Source organism: Chelativorans petroleitrophicus (assembly GCF_025398195.1).
GTDB classification, from domain to species: Bacteria; Pseudomonadota; Alphaproteobacteria; order Rhizobiales; family Rhizobiaceae; genus Chelativorans; species Chelativorans petroleitrophicus.
This window is the reverse complement of the sequence record NZ_JAODNV010000004.1, coordinates 254,930-277,711: the sequence shown is the minus strand read 5'-3', so window position 1 is coordinate 277,711 and position 22,782 is coordinate 254,930. Positions and strand designations below refer to the sequence as shown.

General features: G+C 62.9%; 20 protein-coding genes, 3 tRNA genes and 1 pseudogene. 6 read left to right on the top strand and 18 right to left on the bottom strand.

What is annotated here, in order from left to right:
• Positions 1-279: 279 nt before the first annotated feature.
• The 3 genes from NYR54_RS03270 to NYR54_RS03260 form a co-directional block, all read right to left on the bottom strand.
• Positions 280-1,080 (bottom strand): FAD binding domain-containing protein, encoded by an 801-nt coding sequence (locus NYR54_RS03270; protein ID WP_261514023.1) that lies wholly within the window; start codon positions 1,078-1,080, stop codon positions 280-282.
• 119 nt (positions 1,081-1,199) lie between these two features.
• Positions 1,200-3,551, bottom strand: a complete 2,352-nt coding sequence (locus tag NYR54_RS03265; protein WP_261514022.1) for a xanthine dehydrogenase family protein molybdopterin-binding subunit — start codon at positions 3,549-3,551, stop codon at positions 1,200-1,202.
• A gap of 122 nt (positions 3,552-3,673) precedes the next feature.
• Positions 3,674-4,162 (bottom strand): (2Fe-2S)-binding protein, encoded by a 489-nt coding sequence (locus NYR54_RS03260; RefSeq protein ID WP_261514021.1) that lies wholly within the window; start codon positions 4,160-4,162, stop codon positions 3,674-3,676.
• Between the two features lie 193 nt (positions 4,163-4,355).
• On the opposite strand from NYR54_RS03260, the gene NYR54_RS03255 reads away from it, so the two are divergent.
• Positions 4,356-4,431: transfer RNA gene (locus tag NYR54_RS03255), tRNA-Thr, on the top strand.
• Between the two features lie 23 nt (positions 4,432-4,454).
• Positions 4,455-5,369, top strand: coding sequence for a glycerophosphodiester phosphodiesterase (locus NYR54_RS03250; RefSeq protein WP_261514019.1), 915 nt, complete (start codon positions 4,455-4,457; stop codon positions 5,367-5,369).
• Positions 5,370-5,491: 122 nt separating this feature from the next.
• On the opposite strand, the gene msrA is transcribed toward NYR54_RS03250, so the two are convergent.
• Both msrA and NYR54_RS03240 read right to left on the bottom strand, forming a co-directional pair.
• The gene (gene msrA / locus NYR54_RS03245) at positions 5,492-6,148 is read right to left on the bottom strand and encodes a peptide-methionine (S)-S-oxide reductase MsrA (protein ID WP_261514018.1); all 657 of its coding nucleotides are present in this window, start codon (positions 6,146-6,148) and stop codon (positions 5,492-5,494) included.
• A 19-nt stretch (positions 6,149-6,167) separates the two neighbouring features.
• On the bottom strand, positions 6,168-6,509 hold the full coding sequence (locus NYR54_RS03240; protein WP_341484277.1) for a hypothetical protein: 342 nt from the start codon (positions 6,507-6,509) through the stop codon (positions 6,168-6,170).
• A gap of 295 nt (positions 6,510-6,804) precedes the next feature.
• Here NYR54_RS03240 and NYR54_RS03235 point away from each other — a divergent pair.
• Both NYR54_RS03235 and NYR54_RS03230 read left to right on the top strand, forming a co-directional pair.
• Positions 6,805-6,894: transfer RNA gene (locus tag NYR54_RS03235), tRNA-Ser, on the top strand.
• A gap of 285 nt (positions 6,895-7,179) precedes the next feature.
• Positions 7,180-7,533 (top strand): hypothetical protein, encoded by a 354-nt coding sequence (locus NYR54_RS03230; protein WP_261514017.1) that lies wholly within the window; start codon positions 7,180-7,182, stop codon positions 7,531-7,533.
• Between the two features lie 173 nt (positions 7,534-7,706).
• Here NYR54_RS03230 and NYR54_RS03225 read toward each other — a convergent pair.
• The 7 genes from NYR54_RS03225 to NYR54_RS03195 all read right to left on the bottom strand — a co-directional run bounded on the left by NYR54_RS03225 (position 7,707) and on the right by NYR54_RS03195 (position 14,332).
• Positions 7,707-7,782: transfer RNA gene (locus NYR54_RS03225), tRNA-Phe, on the bottom strand.
• Positions 7,783-8,136: 354 nt separating this feature from the next.
• The gene (locus NYR54_RS03220) at positions 8,137-10,038 is read right to left on the bottom strand and encodes a bifunctional sugar phosphate isomerase/epimerase/4-hydroxyphenylpyruvate dioxygenase family protein (RefSeq protein ID WP_261514016.1); all 1,902 of its coding nucleotides are present in this window, start codon (positions 10,036-10,038) and stop codon (positions 8,137-8,139) included.
• Positions 10,035-10,481, bottom strand: coding sequence for a type II 3-dehydroquinate dehydratase (locus NYR54_RS03215; protein WP_261514015.1), 447 nt, complete (start codon positions 10,479-10,481; stop codon positions 10,035-10,037). Before NYR54_RS03215 ends, NYR54_RS03220 begins: the two co-directional genes overlap by 4 nt.
• Positions 10,482-10,495: 14 nt before the next feature.
• Complete coding sequence (locus NYR54_RS03210) at positions 10,496-11,797, bottom strand: TRAP transporter large permease (RefSeq protein ID WP_261514014.1); 1,302 nt, start codon at positions 11,795-11,797, stop codon at positions 10,496-10,498.
• Positions 11,794-12,312 (bottom strand): TRAP transporter small permease, encoded by a 519-nt coding sequence (locus NYR54_RS03205; RefSeq protein WP_261514013.1) that lies wholly within the window; start codon positions 12,310-12,312, stop codon positions 11,794-11,796. The genes NYR54_RS03210 and NYR54_RS03205 overlap by 4 nt, the downstream gene beginning before the upstream one ends.
• Positions 12,313-12,387: 75 nt before the next feature.
• Positions 12,388-13,374: a TRAP transporter substrate-binding protein DctP gene (gene dctP, locus NYR54_RS03200; protein WP_261514012.1), complete on the bottom strand. Its 987-nt coding sequence runs from the start codon at positions 13,372-13,374 to the stop codon at positions 12,388-12,390.
• Between the two features lie 25 nt (positions 13,375-13,399).
• The gene (locus tag NYR54_RS03195; protein WP_423738553.1) at positions 13,400-14,332 is read right to left on the bottom strand and encodes a shikimate dehydrogenase; all 933 of its coding nucleotides are present in this window, start codon (positions 14,330-14,332) and stop codon (positions 13,400-13,402) included.
• A gap of 119 nt (positions 14,333-14,451) precedes the next feature.
• Between NYR54_RS03195 and NYR54_RS03190 the strand changes: the two genes are divergently transcribed.
• Positions 14,452-15,168 (top strand): TetR/AcrR family transcriptional regulator, encoded by a 717-nt coding sequence (locus NYR54_RS03190; RefSeq protein ID WP_261514010.1) that lies wholly within the window; start codon positions 14,452-14,454, stop codon positions 15,166-15,168.
• Between the two features lie 43 nt (positions 15,169-15,211).
• Positions 15,212-15,684: pseudogene (locus NYR54_RS03185) on the top strand (hypothetical protein).
• 66 nt (positions 15,685-15,750) lie between these two features.
• Here NYR54_RS03185 and NYR54_RS03180 read toward each other — a convergent pair.
• From NYR54_RS03180 to NYR54_RS03155, 6 genes are all read right to left on the bottom strand, one after another.
• Entirely contained in the window at positions 15,751-16,911 is a 1,161-nt protein-coding gene (locus tag NYR54_RS03180; RefSeq protein WP_261514009.1) for an iron-containing alcohol dehydrogenase, read from the bottom strand.
• Between the two features lie 7 nt (positions 16,912-16,918).
• Complete coding sequence (locus NYR54_RS03175) at positions 16,919-18,301, bottom strand: aldehyde dehydrogenase family protein (protein ID WP_261514008.1); 1,383 nt, start codon at positions 18,299-18,301, stop codon at positions 16,919-16,921.
• Between the two features lie 37 nt (positions 18,302-18,338).
• On the bottom strand, positions 18,339-19,700 hold the full coding sequence (locus tag NYR54_RS03170) for a glutamine synthetase family protein (RefSeq protein WP_261514007.1): 1,362 nt from the start codon (positions 19,698-19,700) through the stop codon (positions 18,339-18,341).
• A 62-nt stretch (positions 19,701-19,762) separates the two neighbouring features.
• Positions 19,763-20,830: a TRAP transporter substrate-binding protein gene (locus tag NYR54_RS03165; RefSeq protein WP_261514006.1), complete on the bottom strand. Its 1,068-nt coding sequence runs from the start codon at positions 20,828-20,830 to the stop codon at positions 19,763-19,765.
• Positions 20,831-20,946: 116 nt separating this feature from the next.
• On the bottom strand, positions 20,947-22,272 hold the full coding sequence (locus NYR54_RS03160; protein WP_261514005.1) for a TRAP transporter large permease: 1,326 nt from the start codon (positions 22,270-22,272) through the stop codon (positions 20,947-20,949).
• Positions 22,269-22,781 (bottom strand): TRAP transporter small permease subunit, encoded by a 513-nt coding sequence (locus tag NYR54_RS03155; protein WP_261514004.1) that lies wholly within the window; start codon positions 22,779-22,781, stop codon positions 22,269-22,271. Before NYR54_RS03155 ends, NYR54_RS03160 begins: the two co-directional genes overlap by 4 nt.
• Position 22,782 lies beyond the last annotated feature (1 nt).

The following is a 22,782-nucleotide window of genomic DNA, read 5'->3' as shown; positions in this document are numbered from 1 at the left end:
AACCTACAGACAGCTTCAATATAGTTGTAACGAGATATTTCTGCACATAACGAATTGTGACAATTCCGCGAGGCCCCTTCTCGCTTTGATACAAGGAGAAGAGGCTGCCAGTACGGCTTTCGCAGAGCCTGGGTGCAAGGCAGCTGCCTGCGTGCCTGTCCTCCGGGTCAGAAAGATCAGAAAGAGTACGGCTTAACAGTAAAAGGCCGCCCGAAGGCGGCCTTTTACAGGAATCGTTTTGCAGGAATGGCTCTGTAGCCTTCCGCTCCCAGCGGATGCTCAGGCGTTGGCGGCTTCCACCGCCCGCTTGGCCATCACCACTATGAGATGGGCGCGGTACTCCGCCGAGGCATGAATGTCGGACAACAGGCCATCGTATGGAAGCGAAATGCCGTTGAGCGCCGATGGATCGAAAGAGGTGGAAAGGGCCTGCTCGAGCGCTTCCGCGCGGAAAACGCCATCCTCGCCCGCTCCGGTCACCGCAACGCGAACCCCATCCGGGCGCTTTGCGACGAACACGCCTGTGAGCGCGTAACGCGAGGCGGGATTGGGAAACTTGGCATAGCCTGCCTTTTCCGGAGCGGTGAAAGAGACGGCGGTGATAATCTCGTCCTCCTCGAGCGCGGTGGTGAACAGGCCGGCAAAGAAATCATCCGCGGCAATGCTCCGCTTGCTGGTATGCACTGTTGCCCCGAGTGCCAGCACGGCCGCCGGATAGTCCGCCGCGGGATCGTTGTTGGCGAGGGAGCCGCCGATCGTGCCCATGTGGCGCACATGCGGGTCTCCGATGTGGCCGGCCAGATGGCAAATGGCCGGACAGATGCCGGCGAGAGCGGCATTGGAGGCCACTTCCGCATGGGTGGTGCCCGCGCCGATGCGCACCTCATTGCCTGAGAAGGAAATACCCTTGAGTTCGGATATGTGGCGCAGGTCGATCAGATCCGTCGGCGCCGCCAGACGCTGCTTCATGGTCGGGATAAGCGTCTGCCCGCCGGCAACGAATTTTCCATCCCCGGAATCGGCGAGCAGCTTCACGGCTTCTGCAACCGAGGAAGCGCGGTGATAGGTGGTCTGATACATGGGGTTCTCCTCACTGAGCGGCGGAAAGGAGCAAGGTGCCGGGTGTTTCGTGGCGGATAGGGCAAGATCCCTTCGCCGCCCTCCTGCTGCTGCCTGCTCCTTCCTGCCCGCTGGTTCTCCTAGTGGCCCTGTCTGCGGATTGCCTCCCACACCGCCTGCGGCGTTGCGGGCATGGAAAGGTCGTTGGTGCCGATCGCATCCGTGATGGCGTTGATGATCGCTGGCGGCGAGCCGATGGCCCCGGCCTCCCCGCAGCCCTTGATGCCGAGCGGATTGTTCGGGCAGGGCGTGTTGGTCGTCGCTACGGCAAAGGAAGGCAGGTCGGCCGCCCGCGGCATGGTGTAGTCCATGTAGGAGGCGGTGATGAGCTGGCCGGATGCCGGATCGTAGCGGCAGCCTTCGAGCAGTGCCTGGCCAATGCCCTGCGCCACCCCGCCATGCACCTGGCCTTCCACGATCATAGGGTTGATGATGTTGCCGAAGTCATCCGCCGCCACGAACTGCACCACAGTGGTGTGTCCCGTTTCGGGGTCCACCTCCACTTCCGCGATATGGCAGCCGGCAGGAAAGGTGAAGTTCGCCGGATCGTAGAAGGCACTCTCCTTCAGGCCCGGCTCCATGCCCGTGGGCAGATTGTGCGCCGTGTAGGCGGCAAGCGCCACTTGTGCCCAGGGCAGGCTGCGGTCAGTACCGGCGACCTTCACCTCGCCGTTTTCGATGGTGATGTCGCTTTCGTCGGCTTCCAGAAGATGAGCCGCGATGCGTTTCGCCTTGGCTTCCACCTTATCGAGCGCCTTGACGACGGCGGACAGGCCCACCGCACCGGAGCGGGAGCCGTAGGTGCCCATACCCATCTGTACCTTGTCGGTATCGCCGTGGATGATCGAGACCTGCTCGATCGGCACGCCCAGCCGGTCCGCTACCACCTGCGCAAAGGTGGTCTCGTGCCCCTGTCCATGGCTGTGCGAGCCGGTCAGCACCTCAATGGTGCCCGCCATGTTGACGCGGACCTCGGCCGATTCCCACAGGCCGACGCCGGCCCCGAGCGATCCCACCGCCTGGGAAGGCGCAAGCCCGCAGGCCTCGATATAGCAGCTCATGCCGATGCCGCGCAGTTTGCCGCGCCGCTTCGCTTCCTCCCTGCGGGCGGGGAAGCCGGCATAGTCCGCCGCCTTCAGGGCCGCCTCGAGCGAAGCCTCATAGTCGCCGGTGTCATAGTTCAGGATGACGGGCGTCTGGTACGGGAACTCGCGGATGAAGTTCCTGCGTCTCAGCTTCGCCGGAGAAATCCCCAGCTCGCGGGCTGCCGTCTCCACCGTGCGCTCGATCAGATAGGTGGCCTCGGGCCGCCCCGCGCCGCGATAGGCATCCACCGGTGCGGTGTTGGTGTAGACTGTGCGCACATTGCAGTGAATGGCCGGGATCACATACTGACCTGACAGAAGCGTGGCGTAGAGATAGGTGGGCACGCAGGAGGAGAAGAGCGACATGTAGGCGCCGAGATTGGCGATCGTGTCCACCTTCAGCGCCACCATGCGGTGATCGGCGTCAAAGCCGAGCGCCACCTCGCTCACGTGATCACGGCCATGCGCGTCGCACATGAAGCTTTCCGTCCGGTCGGCCGTCCACTTCACCGGCACGCCCGTCCGTTTCGACGCCCATAGGCAGACGATCTCCTCCGGATAGATGTAGATCTTGGAGCCGAAGCCGCCACCGACATCCGGCGCAATGACCCGCAGCTTATTCTCCGGCGCCACATTGTAGAAGGCGCTCATAACGAGGCGCGCCACATGCGGATTCTGGCTGGTCGTCCACAGTGTGAAATGGTCTTCCGCCCTGTCGTAGTGGCCGAGCGCTGCGCGGGGCTCCATCGCATTGGGGATGAGCCGGTTGTTGACGATCCTCATGCGCGTTACGTGCGCCGCGCTGGCGAGCGCCTCGTCCACGGCTTTCGCGTCGCCCAGCTCCCAGTCAAAAATGAGATTGCCTTCCGCCTCCGGGTGAAGCTGAGGCGCGCCCGGCTTCAAGGCCTCGACAGCGTCGGTGACGGCGGGCAGCTCTTCATAGTCCACCTCCACCTTCTCTGCCGCGTCGCGCGCCTGGCCGCGCGTCTCGGCCACAACCACCGCCACCGCTTCGCCCACATAGCGCACGCGGTCCACCGCAAGCGGCGACCATGCACCCATCCTCATCGGCGTGCCGTCTTTGGAATGGATCATCCAGCCGCAGATGAGATTGCCGATGCCGTCAGCCTTCAACTCCGGGCCCGTCAGCACGGCGATGATGCCTGGCATGGCCCTCGCTTGATCGGTCCTTATGCCCGCGATCTTCGCATGCGCATGCGGGCTTCGCACGAACACCGCATGCTTCATGCCCGGCAGCACCATGTCATCCACATAGCGGCCGAGACCGGTGACGAACCGCCTGTCCTCCTTGCGCGTCACCCGCGCGCCTATTCCTTCAATGCCCATGACGTTCCTCCTCCGCCGTAAGCGTAAATGGTGAAGGTGAATGGACGGGGCCGTTCCGGGGGCCGGGATGCCAAGGCATCAGCGCCGCTGCCCTCCATTCACCTGTTGCATTGCTGCTTTCCTCAGGCCGCCTCTGCCGCCCTGCCTCTCATCGCTTCGGATGCGGCGAGTATCGCCTTCACGATGTTGTGATAGCCGGTGCAGCGGCAGATATTGCCCTCCAACTCCTCGCGCACCGTCTTCTCGTCGAGCCCGTTTGGATGGCGGTTGATTATGTCGACGGCAGCCATGATCATGCCCGGCGTGCAGAAACCGCATTGCAGACCGTGATACTCCTTGAACGCGGCCTGGACGGGATGCAGCTCGCCGTCCTGGGCAAGCCCCTCGATGGTCAGCACCTCGCTGCCGGATGCCTGGGCGGCCAGCATGGTGCAGGATTTCACCGCCTTTCCGTCGAGGTGGACGACGCAGGCGCCGCACTGGGACGTGTCACAGCCCACATGGGTGCCTGTCAGGCCCAGATGCTCGCGCAGGAAGTGGACGAGCAAGGTTCTGTCCTCCACCGTGGCCGTGACCTTGCGGCCGTTCACCGTCATTGAGATTTCCGCCATGGCGTCCTCCTCGCGAATGTCCGTTGCACGCCGCCCGTCCTCTCAGGGCGGTTCGGGCGATAGCTTAGCCGAGAGTTTCGCAGAGTCCACCGCCAAGTCGAAAGACACGTGGGACGCCTGTCGGCGAATTGCCTAATGAACGTCACTTGATCTTCACCCGGGATATCTGTATCAGGCGGCGCAAGGCGAACATGCCGCACTAGCTCAGTTGGTAGAGCAACGCATTCGTAATGCGTGGGTCGCTGGTTCGAGTCCGGCGTGCGGCACCACCACTTCCAATCACACCATCCGTATGACGCATCAGGCTTTATCAGGACAAGAGGCCGGGCATGCCGGCAGCAGTACGGGCGTTGCCATCGTCCATGGCGGCAGGCGCGTGCGGCTCAAATGGCACCGGCTTCGTCGCAGGCGGCGGGATCCGCTCTTCGATGCCGAAACCCTTGCGGAGGGGCTTAGGCTCGGGGCGTCGATGGAGGTTGACCTGCGGGTCACGCGCGATGGCGACTTCGCCGTGCTGCATGACGGCACGCTGGACCGCGAAACGGATGGGACCGGCGCCGTGGCAGAGTGCACCGGCGAAGAGATTCGTGCGCTGCATTATCGGAGCGCAGGCGCCCCGCGGCCCGTGCTGTTGGCGAGCGACCTTGCGCAAGCGCTCGGCCCCGGACATCCGGAAGCCCTGCTCCAGCTCGACATGAAGGATGACGTCTCGGCCGTCGGGCAGACGGGGGTGGAGCGGCTTGCAACATTCTTCGCGGGATGCGAGGGCAAGCTGGTCGTCAGCGGCGACAGCACAGAGCTGACGCTAGCCATCAGCGAGCGGCTTCCGGGGATCGAGCGCGGGCTCGAACCTTCCTTCCGTCTTCTGGATCTCTATCGCGCTGGCCGGAAAAGCGACCTCGCGGGCCAGCTCGTGCAGGAACTCAAGGGGCCGACCCGGCCGCACATCGTCTATCTATCGTGGGAGCTTGTTCTTCCTGCCAAGGCGGACGGGATCGACCTCATCGGCATCTGCCACGATCACGGCGCGCTGGTCGACGCCTGGACCTTCAACCCGGCCAATCCCGAGGCCGGCTTCAGCGACGAGGAGTGGGAAAAATTCTCCGCACTGCTGGAACTCGGCGCCGATCAGATCACCACGGACGAGGCCATCGCCACGGAGCGGGCCTATAGGGCCCGGGTTCAGGCGGGCGGAGTCAATAGGTAGCGGCCTTCCTCATCCGCCGGACGATCAACGGCCTGCATGTGCCGTATCCAGCGGACATGCTGAAATGCGAGCCGGCCTCATCGGGACCTGCGGTAAATTCGCGCTCTCCCGGTCTACCCTGCTCAGGACGCTGCCTCGCGCGGCAGCGGGCATGAAACGCCGGTGCCCTGGAGGCCGCAATAACCGCCCGGGTTCTTGGCCAGATATTGCTGGTGTTCAGCTTCGGCGAAGTAGAATTCCGGCGCAGGGGCAATCTCTGTGGTCACCGGGCCGCGGCCCGCTGCCTTCAGCGCCGCTCGATACGCCTCCCGCGAGGCGCGCGCCTCGGCAAACTGTGCCTCGGTGGTCGTGTAAATGACTGAGCGGTAGGAGGTGCCCACATCATTGCCTTGGCGCATGCCCTGCGTGGGATCGTGGCTTTCCCAGAAAAGCTTCAGGAGCGTAGCGAAAGAGACGATCTTGGGATCGTAGACTACGAGAACCACCTCGGCATGCCCGGTGAGCCCCGTCGTGGTTTCGCGGTAAGTCGGGTTCGGGGTCAGCCCTCCAGCAAAGCCCACGGCGGTGACCCACACGCCCTCCACCTGCCAGAACAGGCGTTCCGCGCCCCAGAAGCAGCCCATGCCGAAGAGCACCCTTTCGGTGCCCTGCGGATAGGGGCCTTTAAGCGGCCTGCCGTTCACAAAATGGGTCTGGGCGGTTGGGATGGGCTGCGCCCGGCCTGGCAAGGCTTCCTCCGGCTCAGGCATCCTGAGCTTCGCTTCAGGGACAAGGAACATGGTTTCATCTCCTTGGCATCTACAGAGGGGCCGCGAGCGATTCGCCCGGCCGGTAGCGGCGATGTCCAATCGCGTGGAAGACCAGCGCCAGGACCGCAAAGACCAGCCAGCCCGGCAACGAGAGAACATAAATCAGCACCGGGTCCCAGAGAAAGGGTAGCGCGCGGCTCTCGATCGCGCGCCTTACAGCTTCGAGCATGTCCGGCCATGTGGCCCGCCAGCTTTCCATCAGTGGGGTGAAGGTCCAGGCGGATACGGCGACCGAGCGCGTGGCATCGACCACGGCCATGATGACGGAAATCGCCAGCGCGAAAAGCGACAGCAGCCTAAAGAGGATACGCATACCGAACCTGGCGATCACGACTTTTGCTTGAAGGACATAGGTGCCCGCGCCGGTATTAGCAATCAGGACACGCGCTTTTGATCCACGGGCGGACCGAGATTTGCGTCGGTCCCGCCTTGCGTTTCGCAAAAGCGAACTTTTATCCGCGCGTGGGCGGAGATTTGCCACTCTCCGTCCGACAGGCCGGCGCCATAAATCTTTTATCCGCGCGTGGGCGGAGATTTGGCTGGAGCGGATACACCCATCTTGGCATTCGCCGCCAATTCGACTAGATGAACCCCGGGCAATGAGGATCAGCGTCCATTGCCCTTGCGGAGAGGTGGCCGAGTGGTTGAAGGCGCACGCCTGGAACGCGTGTATACGGGAAACCGTATCGAGGGTTCGAATCCCTCTCTCTCCGCCATCTAGCCCCTAAGCCGTTGAAAACCTTCAAAGCTTTGTGTAGCAAGGCATTTGCTGCCGCCTCTTTGGTACACAAAGGCGGTACACACGATGGTTTTGAGGATGGCCCGTCCGATCCGTCACCCCAAAACAGGGATTTTTGTTCCGGCGGCGCGTCCCCGACGCCCTTCATTCGGTGGTGGGGAAGATGAAGAGAAAATCTCGCTTGGCACTCGTGATCCGGGAGAAGCGAAATCCTGCATGCTCCGCCACAGTGAGACGTGGGAGGGCATGATCAGCAACCTGGGTGACGCCTGGGACCAGCTCAAGCTCCGGGTCGGACGCGGCGGCTTTTTCGAGGAAGAACCGGCTTGCCGATTTTCTCGATCAGATTGACGCTCGGGACGCGGACGGAACCCTGGTCCGCTGGTCCGCCTCGCTGAGCCAGGGGTTCACAAGATCGGTCGGCGCTGCCGAAGCTGCGGTGGACCGGCTGAAAAAGATTGGCCGTGAGATCGCAAACCTGTTCGGGTCGGACAGCACCATGTGGGGGCTGGTCGCCTTCACCGGCGCGTTGGCGGCCAGGCTGAAGAAGTCCGCCAACCCGCTAGTGGACACAGGACGGAAGCACCAGTCCGTCACCTATGTAGTGGAGGTGTAGGCTGGCTGTGTGAGCCTACACCTCCTTGAAATGACATCCCCACCCTCCCATATCGCGTCCTCGTCGCATGGAGTAGCCGAGTGCGACAGGAAACCCTTGGAAATCAAGGGAACTGGTTTGCAACATGCGCAACATGAAATCGAGAGAAATTGGCGCTAAGCCATTTATGTTGTTGGTGCCCAGGGGCGGAATCGAACCACCGACACGCGGATTTTCAGTCCGCTGCTCTACCAACTGAGCTACCTGGGCTTGCCTGGCCGGGTATCCGCCCCTCCAAGCTGACTGCGCCTTGCCGTTCCGTCGCAAGGCGCGTGTCTTATAGCATGTGAATTCGAGCTGTCTAGCGCCTGTGCGACTGACCTGGAGATATATAATTGGGAGGGTGTTGGCCCCGCAGCACTGGGCGCTTTTTCGGCCTGTGGTAGAGCGGATCAGCACCCGTTTCTCCAAGGGACGAAGGACATCTGAAAGAGGGGCAACGGAACTTTGACAACAGACGGCGCCTGCCCGTCGTAGCAATGGGAGTGGATGTTTCGCAGTTCGCATGGAGCCCGGGCGACGCTCGCACCATCCAGTTCCGAAGCCCGTTCCCCTCTTACACAATCAGCGTTTGGGCATTCCCAGCGGTCGGATCGCTCTCTTCTGGGCGGCGATCCTGAACGGGGCGTTGGCGGCGCCATATCCGCGATAGCCCGCGCGGCGTTCCACGATCTCGAAGAAGAAACCTTCGCCGTAGTTCGTGCTGTAAAGCTGGAAGTATTCCCCAGCCTCGTCGCGGTCGTAGAGGATGTTGAACACCTTGAGCTTTTCAAGCAGCGACGATTCTAGGCCGAAGCGCGCCTCGAGGTCGTCGTAATAGTTGGGCGAGATTTCGAGCGGCTTGAAGCCGAGCTTGCGCAACACCGCGGCGGTGGCAACTATATCTTCGGATCGGAAAGCGAGGTGCTGGATCGAGGAGCCAAAGCTCTCGGCGATGAAGTGGCCGGCCAGCGTCTTCCGGTTTTCCGCGCCGTTGAGGGTCAGGCGCAGCGCGCCGTCTTCGCTTTCGATCACCTGGCTGCGCACCAGTCCGCCTGGATCGACGACGTCGACCATGGGCAATTTTTCGGTCCGGAAGATCGAAGTGTAAAACAGCACCCAGGTGAGCATCTCCTCGTAGTTCATCGTCTGGGCCACATGATCCACTGCGACCAGGCCGGCGCTCTTTGTCGCACGCTCCGGTAAGGCTTCGAACTCGATCTCCCAGACCCGCGCCAGCTCGCTGCGGCTGTCTATGAAATAGATGACGCCGCCACCCACACCCCTGATCGCGGGGATCGCGAGCTCCCCCGGCCGGTGCTTCTGCTCGAAGGGTTCCGCGCCCAGCGCGCGGGCGCGCGCCACGGTCGCCTGCGCGTCCTCGACCCGGATGCCGAGCGCATAGGCATTGGTGCCGTGAACCAGGTAGGAGGAGTGCGCAAAGCCCTCCCGCTCGGTATTGATGACGATGTTGATGCCGCCCTCGGCCCCTCCCTGCCGCCACAAAACCACGTCCTTGCTGCGATGCCGGGCCTGTGGCGAGAAACCCATGCTCGAAAGCAGCATGCCGAGCTCGGCGGCCTCTTCCTCGTTGGCCGCGAATTCGACGAACTCGACGCCCTCAACCTGCACGCGGTCCGGCATGGCGGGCACGTCGATGGCGAGTGCCGGCTCGGCGCGGCGCACCTCGTCCATGAGATTGAGAAGCGAGCGCTTACCGTCGATGGCGATGGTCTTCGGCGAGCCGCCGCGGAACTGGTCGTTGAAGATCTCAAGCGACAGCGGTCCGTTGTAGCCTGTAGCCGCCACCGCGCGCATGAAGTCGGTGATCGGTAGCTCTCCCTGGCCGGGCATGTTGCGGTAATGCCGGCTCCACTGCAACAGGTCCATCTCCATGCGCGGCGCGTCGGCAAGCTGCACGATGAAGATGCGGTCGCCGGGAATGGCCCGGATGGTCTCGACGTCGATCCCGCGTGCCAGCGTGTGGAAGGAATCGAGGATGAGCCCGATGTTCGGATGGTTGGCGCGCCGCACGATTTCCCAAGCGTCGCGGTGGTCGTTGATGTGGCGACCCCAGGCGAGCGCCTCGTAGCCGACCCGCAGGCCGCGCTTCGCCGCCCGCTCGCCCAGCTCGTGGAAGTCGGCCGCCGCGCGGTCGATGCCGCCGAGCGCCGCCGGAGAAACGTTGGAGCAGACCAGCATCAGGTCGGTGCCGAGCTCCTGCATCAGGTCGAACTTGCGCTCAGCGCGGTCGAAGGCCCGGCTTCGCTGCGGCTCCGGCAGCCCCTCAAAGTCGCGGAAGGGCTGGAACAGCGTGATTTCCAGCCCGTGGTCGCGAATCATCGCGCCGACCTCCGCGGGCGTGCCATCGAAGGCAAGAAAATCGTTCTCGAAAATCTCCACCCCGTCGAAGCTCGCCGCTGCGATCGCCGCGAGCTTCTCGCGCAGGTCGCCGCTGAGCGAAACGGTGGCGATGGAAGTTTTCATTTTGGCGCCTCGCCGATCATCCCGATCAGCGCCTCCACCGCCAGGCGATAGCCACACGGGCCGAGACCCGCCAGCACGGCCGTCGCCACGGTCGAGACCAGCGACTTGTGGTAGATCTCCTCGCGCCGGTGAATATTCGAGATGTGGAACTCGATGATTGGCCCGGGAAACATCTTGAGCGCATCGAGCAGAGGAATGGAGCGGAAGGAGAGGCCCGCCGGATTGATGAGGATGCCCGAGCCCTCGTCAATCGCCTCATGCACCCAGTCGACGAGCTGGTGCTCGGCATTGGTTTGGTGGAAGCGGACGGGCGTCTCACCCGCCGCCTCGCGGCACATGGCCTCGATCTCGGCCAGCGTGACCGTGCCGTAGATTTCCGGCTCCCGCGTGCCGAGGCGGTTGAGGTTAGGTCCGTTAAGGATGAAAATCGGCTTGGCGGCCATGCTTGTCCTCCTGCTTAGCCCTGATAGCCGAAGAGGCGCGGCAGCCAGAGCACGGTGTCGGGGAAGAAGGTGATCACGAGTAGCGACAGGACCATGGTGTAGAGGAACGGCAGAACGTCGCGCACGATGTCGATCAGCGGCACGTTGGCGATGCGGGTCATGATGAAGAGCAGCAGGCCATAGGGTGGCGTCACCAGGCCGAGCATGATGTTGACGATGCACATCACGCCGAAATGCACGAGGTCGATGCCGAGCGCGTTGGCTGTCGGGATGAAGACCGGCAGGATGACCAGGATGATGGTCGTGCCTTCCAGGATGCAGCCGAGCAGGAGCAGGATGACATTGACGAGGAGAAGGAAGCCAGTCGGCGACAGGTTCCACGAGGTCAAGAGGACGCGCAGCGCATCCGGAATGTTCTCGATCGTCACGACGTAGTTGAGGACGAGCGCACCGGCGATCAGCATGCCGATCGAGGCGGTGGTGCGGGCGCTTGCCAGTACGGACTGGTAGAACTCGGCGAAGGAAACGCTGCGATAGAGCACTACCGAAATGACGAGCGCGTAAGCGGCAGCAACTGCTGCCGCTTCGGTCGGCGTCGTGATGCCGGAATAGATGCCGCCCAGAAGCACGACGGGCATCATCAGCGCCGGCAATGCACGCCAGGTTATTCTAGGCAGCGCACGAAGCGGCGTCGGCGGCTCGACCGGGAATTTCCGCGAACGGGCGTGGACGGCGACAAGGATCATCTGGAAGGCCGCCATCAGCAAGCCCGGCACGACCCCGCCGAGGAACAGATAGCCGATGGAGGCATCCGACACGAGGGCGTAGATGATCATCGGGATCGACGGCGGGATGATCGGCCCGATCACGGCGGTTGCCGCCGTAAGTGCTGCTGCGTAGCTGGCGGGGTATTTCCCGTCTGCCGTCATCATGTTCTGCATGATCTTGCCGGAGCCCGCCGCGTCGGCGATGGCTGAACCGCTCATGCCTGCGAAGATGATCGACTGAAGCACGTTGACCTGCGCCAACCCGCCCGGGAAGCGGCCGACCAGCGCGTTGCAGAACTTCATCAGCCGGTCGGTCATCGAGCCGATATTCATGAGTTCGGCCGCCAGAATGAACATCGGCACGGCGAGGATGATGTAGTTGACATACATCCCGTTCAGGAACTGTTCGGCGGCTGTGCCCATGTCGAGGCCAGCGAGCCAGAGATAGAGGATCGAGCCGGCGATCATGGCGTGGCCGATCGGCAGACCGAGCAGCGCCAGTGCCGTGATGGTCACGATGCAAAGCGAGAAGGGGCTGGCGAGGCTCATACGCCTGACCCCGCCTTGGATGGATCATATTCGTCGGGCGCGCGGCCTCTGAGCACTTTCCAGGAGAGGTAGAGGTAGCGCACGATGATGGCGACGACGAAGACGAGATAGATCGAAAACAGCCAATCGAAGCGGATTTTGAGGTAGGCGCTCTTCTCCACCTTCATGAAGGTCACGTAGTCGAACACCGCCGGGAAGGAGAAGCCATAGAGGAAGATGAGCGCTGCCGCGAAGATCAGGAACATGGCGCTGCGCGTCCTCTCGCCGACGGAGGCGTAGATCAGGTCAAAGCGCATCTCCTCCTGCTCGGTGAGCACGAAGGCGGCACCCCAGAGCACGAGCCAGATCCACAGGATGGAGCTCAGTTCATGCGCCCATCCGGACGGCCAGTTGAGCACGTAGCGGAAGAATATCTGCAGGAGGAAGGAGAAGAACATTACCGCCAGCATGGCCGCGAGCACGTTTTCCGCGCGCCGGTAGAGCCACAAGCCCCATCGCTGAATGCCTGGCGTCATGCCATGCCTCCTCTCATCCTCCCGATCGGAAGCAGCAGCCGCCCGCCATAGAGCGGCTGCTGCGGTTCGCTCGCATCAAAGGGCGTTGATCTTGTCGACCATGCCCTCGGGCCAATCCTTGGCGAGGTCCGAAGCCAGGTACTTTTCCTGCACGTGCTTGCGGAAGGCCTCGACATCGGGCTCGTAGATCTTCAGCCCCTTTTCCTTGAAGATCTCGATGAGTTCCTGCTCGCGAGCAAGGTGTTTGTCGGTCGAGAAGTCGATTGCCGCGTCGGCTGCTGCCTGGAACTTCGCCTGCTTCTCCGCGCCCATTTCGTCCCACACCTTCTTGGAGACGGTGAGCAGGTCGAAGCCGACGAGGTGGGATGTCAGCACGATCTGGCTCATCACCTCGTAGAACTTCATGTTCTCCACATTGGGAAGCGGATTGTCCTGCCCGTCGATGGCACCCGTCTGGAGACCCGTATAGACCTCGGCATAGGCCATCGGCGTCGGGTTGGCGCCGAGCGCCTCCCCAAGGAATTGCCAGGCATCGCCGCCGGGCATCCTGAGCTTGATGCCCGCCATGTCGGCCGGTGTCTTGATCTCCTTCTCCGGCTTGAGGCCGACCTGGCGCACGCCGAAATAGGTCGGGCCGAGGATGACGACGCCGAGCTGGTCCTCGGCCATCTTCTTCAGCTCCTTGCCGGGGTCGCTGTTGAAGAAGGTCTTCACATGGGCGGCGTCGCGGAAGAGGTATCCGGCCGTCACGATCGACCAGGCGGGGATCTGCTTGGAAATGTCCTGCGGGGCGATGTTGCCCATCTCGAGGTTGCCGCGCTGAATCGCGACGAGCTCGGTGCCCTGCTTGAACAGGTTGCCGCCGTAATAGCCTTCGAAGGCAAAATCGTCGGCGATCGCGTCGGCGAACATTTTCATCATTTCCGCGCGGATGTCCTGCTCGGAGAACACGGCCGAGAAGCGCAGTTTCGGCTTGTCCTGCGCGAGGGCCGGAAAGGCCGCGGTGGCTGCGAGAATGCCGGTTCCGGCAAGGAACTGGCGGCGGGTAGCATGGTGTGTCATGAGGATCCTCCCTGTTGCTTCCTGGTTAGCCCGTTTGTCTGGTGGGCGCACGGTCGAAGGCGGCGAAAGCTGCCTTCATCCGATCGACGTCCGGCGTGACGCCGGTGAAAAGCTCGAAGGCGCGTACCGCCTGGAACACCGCCATGCCTTCTCCCGACATGGTCCGGCAGCCGAGGCGCCGCGCGTGGCGGAGCAGTTCCGTTTCCAGCGGAAAGTAGACGATATCGGCCACCCAGTGGCGCGGCTCGATACAGGCGGCAGGCAGCGGCATGCCCGGTAGCTTCGCCATGCCGACGGGCGAGGCATTGACGATGCCGTCGCTCCGCGATGCGGCGGTGGCGACGTCGGCAACCGCTTCAGCCCGTCCGGGTCCGAACCGACGCGAAAGACGCGTAGCGAGCTGAGCGGCCTTTGCCGGCTCGACGTCAGCAATCCGCAGCCGGTGGACGCCGCTCTCAAGCAGGGCATGGCCGACAGCCGCGCCCGCGCCGCCGGCGCCAAGCAGCAATATGGCATCCCTCGCCGCTTCGCCCATCTCGCGACGGAAGCTTTCCCCAAAACCCCATACATCCGTGTTGTGGCCGAAGCGGCGACCATCCCGGAAGACCACGGTGTTGACCGAACCCAACTCGCGAGCAGCGGGCGAAAGCTCATCGAGAAGCGGCAGGATTTCCTGCTTGAATGGGAAGGTGACGTTGAAGCCGGTGAAGGCGAGATACTCCGCGAACCGGAGAAGGTCAGCGAGCGAGGGGGCCGGCTCGCCCATAAGGTCGGCATCGATGAGCCTGTAGACGTAGGATATGCCGCGCGCCCGCGCTTCTGCTTCGTGCATGGCCGGCGTGCGCGACAACTGGATTCCGCGCCCGAGCAGGCCCACCAGCACCGCGCGGCTTTGCGAGGGCAGAGGCTCTCTGCCTTCCGGCCCTTCCGGCAATGGATGGGTCCTGGCGGGCTCCAAACGCTTCCTCCCATTCGCGCCTCGACCTTTTAATTTTGAACTATCTGGTTAATTCAGTCAAGCGCTTTGAACGAGGCGGTTAATTCGTCTAGAAGAAGGCGCGAAGTAAGGAGCACGCGATGCGCGAACCGGACCTGGCAACTGAGAAGACCGGCGGCCGCGGCGGCTGGAAGCAGGACCCGGCCGGCGTGCAGTCAAATATCCTGGCTGTTGCGATGGCCGAGTTCGCCGAGAGTGGCCTTTCGGGCGCTCGCATTGACGAGATCGCCGCCAAGACGCGCACGTCCAAGCGCATGATCTACTACTATTTCGGCGACAAGGAGGGGCTTTACCGCCGGGTTCTGGAGGAAGCCTACCGAAAGGTGCGCGAGGGTGAGCAGCGACTTGACCTCGATCATCTGCCGCCGGTGGAGGCGCTGACCCGGCTGGTGGAATTCACCTTCGACCATCACCGGCAGAACCCTGATTTCATCAGGCTCGTCATGATAGAGAACATCCATCACGGGGCCTATCTGGAGCAGTCCGAATTGATCGGCCGGATGAACGCCGGCGCCATCGAGAAGCTCGAGGCGATCTGCCGCCGCGGCCGTGAGGCCGGCCTTTTCCGCGACGATGTCGAACCGCTTGAATTACACTGGCAAATCAGCGCGCTAAGCTTCTTCAACGTGTCCAACCGGGCAACGTTTTCACGCATCTTCGGCGACAGCCTCTACCGGCCGGAAGGACAGGAGGCGCTGCGCCGGCACGCGGTGGAACTGGTTCTGCGCTTCGTGCTCAAATCGCCAGACGATGATGTAGGCCGCTGCGATCCGGCTAAAAGCGCTGCCGGCGTGTAGCCCAGCCGGAAACGCCCTCTCCCTCGCTCCCTTCGAGTCAGCCGTGGCACAGAATATCTACGGCAATCCCATTTCTTCGTCGCCTACACGCAGTTGCCGCGGCAGGTGCACGGGCTGGAGGGCGCACCCGAATAGCCTGCAATCCGGCCATGCTACCTCAGCGCACCTGCAAGCGCGTCGCCGATCTGGGCTGCGGCTTCACGACCGAGCATCCCATCTTCATGGCCGCGGCGGCGCATACGGATCGTCGATGAGGACCGGCGGAAAACCTGGCCGGTTAACAGCTATTCGACCAAGGGGGAACGCCGCACGGACTGGTTTGTCAAAGGCGTGTTGAAGTACCACAGGACCTTGGGCACCACGCTCGACACACTGATCGATGCTGGCTTCGTGCTGCGCCGGGTAGAGGAATTCGCCCCGACGCGCAAGCAGCTTGAACAGTCGCCTGAACTGGCCGAAGAGATCGAGCGGCCGATGATGCTTCTGATCTCGGCGCGGAAGAGAGAACCGCGTTAAACGTTAAACAGCCCTTCTTGATGCACCGTCGGGGGCGCCGCCTGGAGGTCGAGGAGACAATTGGGATCAGCCCACCTGCCCTTCCAGGGCCCGGTCGAATATCCGCAAGGCCAGCTCTTTGGTAAGCCGCACCGGATTGCCGCCGGCAGTCGGGTCGGCAATGGCCATCTCGGCTATGCGCTCGTGCTCAGACCCATCGATGTTCATGTCCTTGAGGCTGTGCGGCACGTCGAGCTCCCGGCGCAGGTCGAGGATGGCTTTCAGGAACGCCTCGAAGGTCGGCTCAAGGCCGAGATAGGCGGCGAGCCGCTTGATCCGATCTTCGATCGCCGGGCGGTTCGCCACCAGCACATAGGGCATGAACACGGCATTGGTCATGCCATGGTGCGTGTCATAGAGCGCGCCAATCGGGTGCGACAGGGCGTGGATGCCGCCAAGGCCCTTCTGGAATGCGGTGGCGCCCATCGCCGCCGCGCTCATCATGTGGCCGCGCGCCTCGATGTCATCTGGCTCGACGGCGACCTTGGGCAGGTTCTCCAGCGCGAGCCTTATGCCCTCCACCGCGATGCCGTCGGCCATCGGGTGATAGCCGGGTGCGCAATAAGCCTCCAGACAGTGGGCAAGGGCGTCGAAGCCCGTTCCCACGGTGATGAAGCGCGGCATGCCTACGGTGAGTTCCGGGTCGGCGATCACCACCTTCGGCATCATCAGCGGATGGAAGATCACCTTCTTGGTGTGCGTCCGCTCGTCGGTGATCACGCCCGCGCGGCCAACCTCCGAACCGGTGCCTGCCGTGGTAGGCACGGCGACGATCGGCAGAATGCCGCTCGGGTCCGCGCGGGTCCACCAGTCGCCGATATCTTCGAAATCCCACATGGGCCGCGTTTGGCCTGCCATGAAGGCGATCACCTTCGCCGTATCGAGCCCGGAACCGCCGCCGAAGGCGATCACGCCGTCATGATTGCCCTGTCTCAAGACAGCGATCCCCGCCTCGACATTGGCCGAGACCGGGTTAGGTTTCACATCCGAGAAAAGGGCGGCCTCGTAGCCCGCCTCGCGCAGGATATCGAGCACGCGCCGGGTGACCGGCAGACCCGCAAGACCGGCGTCGGTCACAAGCAGTGGCCGTGAAATGCCTGCCGCCTTCAGGGCTTCGGGCAGTTCGGCAATGCGGCCGGCCCCAAAACGGACGACAGTGGGATAGTTCCAGTTGGCGCGCGTGGTCATCGGGGGATCAGACTTCTTTCAGATGGTAGGATTTCGGTTGCGTGAGATTGTGGTAGCCGATCTCGCTCAACGCACCGCCTTTGCCGGTATCCTTTACGCCTGTCCAGACCAGCGCCGGGTCCAGATAGTCGCAGCGATTGGCAAACACGGTGCCCGTCTCGATCCGGTCGCCCAAGCGGGCGGCCGCCTCAAGATCCTTCGTCCAGATCGAGGCGGTGAGGCCATAGGGGCTGTCGTTCATCAGCGTGACGGCTTCCTCATCGCCGGAGACCTTCATGATACCCACAACCGGCCCGAAGCTCTCCTCGCGCATGACGGACATCTGGTGATTGACGTTCGAAAGCACCTGCGGCGCGAGATACGGCGAGCCCTTCCTGTCCTCCGGATGCTTCATGTCGAGATGGGCCTTCGCGCCCTGCCGCACGGCCTCGGCGATCTGCTGGCGCACATGATCGGCAAAGGAGGCGCGGGCCATGGGCCCAACCACCGTTTCAGGGTCCAGCGGGTTCCCCAGCGTCCACCCCTTCGCGGTTTCGATGAAGCGCTCCAGGAAATCGTCGTAGATGGGGGCATCCACATAAATGCGTTCGATGCCGCAGCAGCTCTGGCCCGAATTGAAGAACGAGCCGTCCACCAGATTTTCGACCGTGTAGTCGAGATCGGTATCGCGGCGCACATAGGCCGGGTCCTTGCCGCCGAGCTCCAGCCCGAGCGTGGCGAAGGTGCCCGCGGCGGCCTTCTCGATGCGCCGTCCGCCCTCGACCGAGCCGGTGAAGGAGATATGGTCGATGCGGCGGGAAGCGATCAGCTTCTCCGTGCTCTCATGGTCCATGACGATGTTGCAGAACAGGCCCTCCGGCAGGCCCGCCGCGTCCGCAGCCTTCTGGAAACGCTCGCCCACCAGAAGGGTCTGACTCGCGTGCTTGAGCAGTACGGCATTCCCCGCCACGAGGGCGGGAACGATGGAGTTGATGGCCGTCAGATACGGGTAGTTCCACGGCGCGATCACCAGCACGAGGCCGAGCGGCTCGCGGCGGATGTAACGAATGAAGCCGGGCTTGTCCTTCTTTTCTAGCGGAGCGAGCGCCTCTTCCGCGATGGAGATCATGTAGCGCGCGCGCTCCTCCACGCCACGCTGTTCGCCGCCGTAGCGCACGGGTCTGCCCATCTGCCAGGCAAGCTCGGGCACGATCTCGTCGTTCATGGCAAGCAGCGCGTCCGTGAAGCGCGTGAGCGCCGCCGTGCGCTCGGCAAGGCTCGTCGCGGCCCAGGCGCGCTGCGCGGCCCGCGCGCGGTCGAGCGCGGTCTCGATTTCCGCTGCGGAGGCCACGGGCCGCTCCGCATAGACGCGGCCGTCGATGGGAGAAATGATCTTCACCGCCTCGGTCATGGCTTCACCTTCATCATGCGCATGCGACGCTCCACCGTCAGTACCGCTCAAAGCCGCGTTTCAGCTCCCAGTCGGTCACTCGGCGGTCATACTCGAACTGCTCCCAATCGGCTGTATGCGCATAATGTTCGACCACCTCGGCCCCCAGCGCATCACGCAGCATCTTCGACTGCCTGAGCGCGGCGATGGCGTGGCGCAAGGTCTTCGGCACCTGCGGCAGCTCCTTTCCGGCATAGGCATCCCCGTTGAACGGAGGGTCGAGGGGAAGCTCGTCCTCGATGCCCTTGATGCCGGCGGCAAGCAGGCCGGCAAAGGCAAGGTAAGGATTGAGGTCCGCCCCGCCTATGCGGCACTCGATGCGGATGCCATTGGTCTTCTCGCCGCAGAGCCGGAAGCCGGCCGTGCGGTTGTCGCCGCTCCAGGTGATCGTGGTGGGCGCGAAGGTGCCGGCCTGGAAGCGCTTGTAGGAATTAACATAGGGCGCGAGAAACACCGTGATATCGGCGGCGTATTTCAGGAGGCCCGCCACGAAGTGCTTCATGAGGGCGGACATTCCGAGGGGATCGCTCTCATCCACGAAGGCGTTCTTGCCGTGTCTGGCAAGTGACATGTGGATATGGCTCGATGAGCCGGCGAGCGCATAGTCCCACTTCGCCATGAAGGTCACCGCCTTGCCCTGAGCGTGGGCGATTTCCTTGACGGCATTCTTCAGGATCACGTGCCGGTCGGCCATCGTCAGGGCCTCGGCATAGCGCACATTGATTTCTTCCTGGCCCGGCCCCCACTCGCCCTTCGAGTTCTCCACGGGAATGCCCGAGGCCTGAAGCTGGCGGCGGATCGCCCGCATCACCGCCTCTTCCTTGGTCGTTTGGAAGATGTGGTAATCCTCGATGTAGTAGCCCGCGGGCTTGAGGTCGCGGTATCCCTTGTCGTGGATCGTGCGGTAATCCTCGTCGAACAGGTAGAATTCGAGCTCGGAGGCGAAATTCGCGGTGAGGCCGAGCTTTTCCAGCCTGGCAAGCTGCCTCTTCAGGACGGCTCTCGGCGAATGCGCGACGGGCTCGTGGTGATGGTGATCGACCAGATCGCAAAGCACAAGCGCGGTGCCCTCGAGCCAAGCGGCCTTCATCAAGGTGGGAAGGTCAGGCTTCATGACGAAATCGCCATAACCCTTCTCCCAGCTCGCCGCTGCATAGCCCGGCACTGGCTCCATATCGATGTCGTTCGCCAGCAGATAATCGCAACCGTGGGTTTCTTCCAATGCGCTGTCGAGGAAGAACTCGGCCTGGAATCTCTTGCCGATCAGGCGTCCCTGCATATCGGGGAAGGCAACCAGCACCGTATCGATGTTGCCCGCCGAGACATCGGCCTTCAGCGCGTCGAGCGTGTAGGCGGTCATGGAGTGTTTTCCTTGGCAAAGTTGATGGCCGGCCCCGCCCGATACGGGGCCGGCTTGTCTCCTCAGGCGTAGCGGTAGGGAGCCCCGGCCTTGCGCATCGTCTCGGCGTAGTTCTTCAGGATCTGAACCACGCGGGCATTCCGCTCGCTGGTCGCGGCAATTTCGTCCCAGAAGACCATCGCCTCGTCCTCAACCCTCTTCCACTCGCTTTCCGGTATCGTGGTGAGCTCCAGCTTGCCGCCCGTCGTGCGGTAGTGCGCCTCGCCCCACCAGTACCAGTGCTGGCGATAGTAGTGCGAGGAATCCATGGCGAGCTGGAAGATCGTCTTCAGATGGTCCGGGACGGCCTCCCACCTTTCCGTGTTGGCGAAGAAGGATCCGGCCCACGCACCGCTGATGTTGTTGGTGAGATAGTATTTCGTGACATCCGCCCAGCCGACCGTGTGCGTTTCGGTCGCGCCGCACCAGGCGATGCCGTCGATTTCGCCTGTTTGGATCGCCACCTCGATGTCCTCCCAGGGCAGCGTCACGGGCACCACGCCGAAGCGGCTCAGGAAGCGGCCGCCCGTTGGGAAGGTGAAGACGCGCAGGCCGTTCAGATCGTCGAGGCTGCGGATCGGCTTGGTGGTGGCGAAATTGCAGGGGTCCCAGGCGCCGGCTGAAAGCCAGGTCACCCCTTCGACCTCGCCATAAGCTTCTTCCCAGATTTCCTTCAGCCCATACCAGTGCCAGAGGGCCGGCACGTCAAGGCTGTAGCGGGAAGCAAAGGGGAAATAGGCGCCGAAGACGGCGACATCGACGGGAGACGCCATGGAATCGTCGTCGCTCTGCGCCGCGTCGATCGTGCCCTGCTGCACGGCCCGGAAAAGCTCGCCCTGCGGCACAAGCTGGTCCGACGTATAGAGCTCTATGACCATCTCGCCATTGGCCGCCTTGTTGAAGGCGTCGATGGCCGGCTTGATGACGTGTTCGGCCAGCGCCGGTCCGGCGTAGGTCTGCATGCGCCAGCGGATCGGCGTCTGGGCGCGGACGACATAGGGCGTGCTGAGGGTGGCCGCGCCAACGGTTCCCGCCGCTGCCAGCCCCGCATTGCGGATAAAGTCGCGTTTGGTGATTTTGCTGTCGCTCATGTCATGTTCCCCTTTCTTGCGCACGGGACGGGCCGTCCTCGACCTGTCCCCTTCCTGCTCGGTTTCTTCTCTTTGCGTTGCGACCACCTCCTTCCTTCACGCGCCGGCCATGCCTTTCATCGGGCCGTCCACCAGCCGGGAAGCCAGAGGGCGAGATCGGGAAAAAGCATGAGGATAACGATCATCAGCCCCATCATCCCGACGAAAGGGACGATGGAGCGATAGATGTCGCCAAGCGTGATCTCCGGCGGCGCCATCGCTCGCATCAGGAAGAGATTGTAGCCGAATGGCGGCGTGATGTAGGCAATCTGGCAGGTGATCGTATAAAGGACGCCGAACCAGATCGGATTGAAGTCAAGCGCGATCACCAACGGAATGTAGAGCGGCGCCACGATCACCAGCATCGCCGTATCGTCCAGGAACATGCCCAGGACGATAAAGGACAGAAGCATCAGGGTCAGCACCGTCCAGCGGTCCGTCCCGAGCTGGTTGAGAAGCAGGTTCTCGATGGCCCGCACCGCGCCGAGCCCATCATAGACGGCACCGAAGCAGAGCGCCGCCAGGATGATCCAAAGAAACATGCAGCTGATGCCCAGCGTGTTACGCGTGCTTTCCTCAAGGACCTTGAGCGAGAAGCGGCCGGAGAAGACGGCAGCAAGCAGCGACAGGAGGGCACCGACGGCGGCGCTTTCCACAAGGCTCGTGATCCCTGAAAGGAACAGCCCCATCATGACGCCGAAGACCAGAAGCGGCAGGATGCCCGCCCGCAGCAGGCGGAGCTTCTCGCCGAGCGTGATCGCGTCGCGCTCCTCCTTGGGCATGGCGGGCGCAAGGTCAGGATTGATCCGGCAGCGGATGAAAATGTAGGCGGCGAAAAGCGCTGCCATGAGAAGCCCGGGGATCGCTCCCGCAAGCCAGAGCTGCAGCACCGGCTGGCGCGCGATCATCGCGTAGAGCACCAGAACCACGCTCGGCGGCACCAAGATACCAAGCGAGCTGCCCGCTTGGATCACGCCGGTCACCATCACCTTGTCATAGCGGTGCTTGAGCAGCTCCGGCAGGGCAACCGTGGCGCCGATCGCCATTCCGGCCACGCTCAAACCGTTCATGCAGGCGATCAGCACCATGAGGCCGATCGTGCCCAGCGCCAGGCCGCCCCTCAGCCCGCCGAACCAGACGTGGAACATGCGGTAGAGGCTGTTGGCGACGCCGGATTCGGAAAACATGAATCCCATGAAGATGAAGAGCGGCACCGTGATCAGGGGATACCAGTTCAGCACCTGAAAACTGGCGTTGAACGGCAGCTCGGCCGAGCCCTTGCCCCACAGCCAGAGCGCGGCCGCCGCGCCGACGAATCCGATCACACCGAAGACGCGCTGACCGGTGATCAGCAGCACCATCATCGTGGAGAACATGAAGAGGGTGATGAGTTCCGAGCTCATGCGATCGGCTTCCCTCGGGCAAGCGCGAGATCCTTGAAGAAGCAGGAAATCGCCTGAAGCAGCATCAGGAAGATGCCGAACGTCATGATGGATTTGATGGGCCACAGAAGCGGCGCCCAGGAGGTATAGTTCTTCTGGCTGTATTCGATCGCGTATTGCGTGCTGGACAGCCCGCCCCAGAACAGCACCGCCAGGTAGAAGAGCACGAATACGATGGTGACCGCGTCGGTGGCCGCCTTCTGCTTCGGCGAAAGCCGGCTGTAGAAGAGGTCCATGCGCACATGGGCGTTGAGCTGCAGCGAATAGGCCCCGCCGAGAAGATAGTAGGCAGACAGGAGGAACTGGCTCATCTCCAGCGACCAGTTCACCGGAATTCCGAGAAACACACGGGAAGCCGTCGAATAGAGAAGAACGGCCATCAATACGAAAAGGATATGCATTGCGAACCGGCCGATGCGCCGGTTCATCAAATCCACATAATGGACATAGAGTCTGATCGGCTTCGGCACC

Coding starts and splice junctions, on each gene's coding strand:
- NYR54_RS03270 (WP_261514023.1), bottom strand. CDS start 1,080: ATGTATCAGACCACCTATCACCGCGCTTCCTCGGTTGCAGAAGCCGTG.
- NYR54_RS03265 (WP_261514022.1), bottom strand. CDS start 3,551: ATGGGCATTGAAGGAATAGGCGCGCGGGTGACGCGCAAGGAGGACAGG.
- NYR54_RS03260 (WP_261514021.1), bottom strand. CDS start 4,162: ATGGCGGAAATCTCAATGACGGTGAACGGCCGCAAGGTCACGGCCACG.
- NYR54_RS03250 (WP_261514019.1), top strand. CDS start 4,455: ATGACGCATCAGGCTTTATCAGGACAAGAGGCCGGGCATGCCGGCAGC.
- msrA (WP_261514018.1), bottom strand. CDS start 6,148: ATGTTCCTTGTCCCTGAAGCGAAGCTCAGGATGCCTGAGCCGGAGGAA.
- NYR54_RS03220 (WP_261514016.1), bottom strand. CDS start 10,038: ATGAAAACTTCCATCGCCACCGTTTCGCTCAGCGGCGACCTGCGCGAG.
- NYR54_RS03215 (WP_261514015.1), bottom strand. CDS start 10,481: ATGGCCGCCAAGCCGATTTTCATCCTTAACGGACCTAACCTCAACCGC.
- NYR54_RS03210 (WP_261514014.1), bottom strand. CDS start 11,797: ATGAGCCTCGCCAGCCCCTTCTCGCTTTGCATCGTGACCATCACGGCA.
- NYR54_RS03205 (WP_261514013.1), bottom strand. CDS start 12,312: ATGACGCCAGGCATTCAGCGATGGGGCTTGTGGCTCTACCGGCGCGCG.
- dctP (WP_261514012.1), bottom strand. CDS start 13,374: ATGACACACCATGCTACCCGCCGCCAGTTCCTTGCCGGAACCGGCATT.
- NYR54_RS03190 (WP_261514010.1), top strand. CDS start 14,452: ATGCGCGAACCGGACCTGGCAACTGAGAAGACCGGCGGCCGCGGCGGC.
- NYR54_RS03180 (WP_261514009.1), bottom strand. CDS start 16,911: ATGACCACGCGCGCCAACTGGAACTATCCCACTGTCGTCCGTTTTGGG.
- NYR54_RS03175 (WP_261514008.1), bottom strand. CDS start 18,301: ATGACCGAGGCGGTGAAGATCATTTCTCCCATCGACGGCCGCGTCTAT.
- NYR54_RS03170 (WP_261514007.1), bottom strand. CDS start 19,700: ATGACCGCCTACACGCTCGACGCGCTGAAGGCCGATGTCTCGGCGGGC.
- NYR54_RS03165 (WP_261514006.1), bottom strand. CDS start 20,830: ATGAGCGACAGCAAAATCACCAAACGCGACTTTATCCGCAATGCGGGG.
- NYR54_RS03160 (WP_261514005.1), bottom strand. CDS start 22,272: ATGAGCTCGGAACTCATCACCCTCTTCATGTTCTCCACGATGATGGTG.